Annotated in this window: 1 protein-coding gene and 1 pseudogene; both read right to left on the bottom strand. The window is 40.9% G+C overall.

Annotation, left to right across the window (positions count from 1 at the left end; all coding sequences use genetic code 11):
- Positions 1–443, bottom strand: a pseudogene (locus tag A1019T_RS13135) (IS630 family transposase); the annotation flags it as partial.
- Positions 444–474: 31 nt separating this feature from the next.
- On the bottom strand, positions 475–772 hold a 298-nt coding region (locus A1019T_RS00040; protein ID WP_143514041.1), incomplete at its 5' end, for an IS630 transposase-related protein.

Below are 772 nucleotides of genomic sequence, written 5' to 3'. Positions count from 1 at the left end.
TGCAGACGCCAGTCTTTACGTTTACGCTTGATCCAAGCCCAAGCTTTTTCGATGGGATTTAAATCTGGGCTATAAGGTGGTAGCCATAAAATACAGTGTCCTGCATCATTAATAAGCTCTTGAATATCAAGTCTTTTATGGAAGGTGGCGTTGTCCATAACAACAACGCTGTTCTTAGGTAGGTTTGGCAGTAGCAATTGTGTCACCCAGCTATAGAAGACGTCGGCATTGACATTACAATCATAAAGGCCAATAGCGAATAGTTGATTATTGTGAATAGCACCGATAGCATTAGTTTGATTCTTTAGTTGCCAGTTATAACTGCCAAAGCACGGTTTGCCTTTATAGGAATAGCCGTGTGGTCGATTCTCATGAGACTTAAAACCACTTTCGTCTAAATAAATAATAGCTCTATCGCTTTCTTCAAACTCAGACAGTTGTTCAAGAAATAGACGCCTTAGATTGTCATCTGCTTTAGGGTGTTTTAGTGTCTTTTTTTTGAGTAATGCCGATACGCTTGAGAGCTTTTCCTATGCCTCTGTCGCTACAGTTAAATCGCCTTGCTCGTTCATAATGATAGTCATCAGGATAGGCTTTGACATCTGCTATAAGGGCATCGTTGTCTATCTTACTGGGAATTCGTTTGCATTGTTTGCGCTCAAGCCGTTTCTTCCAGTTTTGTATACTGGTTGGGCTAATTTGATACTCTTCGGCTAACTCCCGAAAGCTGTAGCCTTCGTCAAGTTTGCTAAGAATCATTTGTCGGTAGTCT

Source organism: Psychrobacter piechaudii (genome assembly GCF_900162825.1).
GTDB classification, from domain to species: Bacteria; Pseudomonadota; Gammaproteobacteria; order Pseudomonadales; family Moraxellaceae; genus Psychrobacter; species Psychrobacter piechaudii.
Note: the sequence above shows the minus strand (reverse complement) of the source record. Positions and strands in the feature narration are given on the sequence as shown.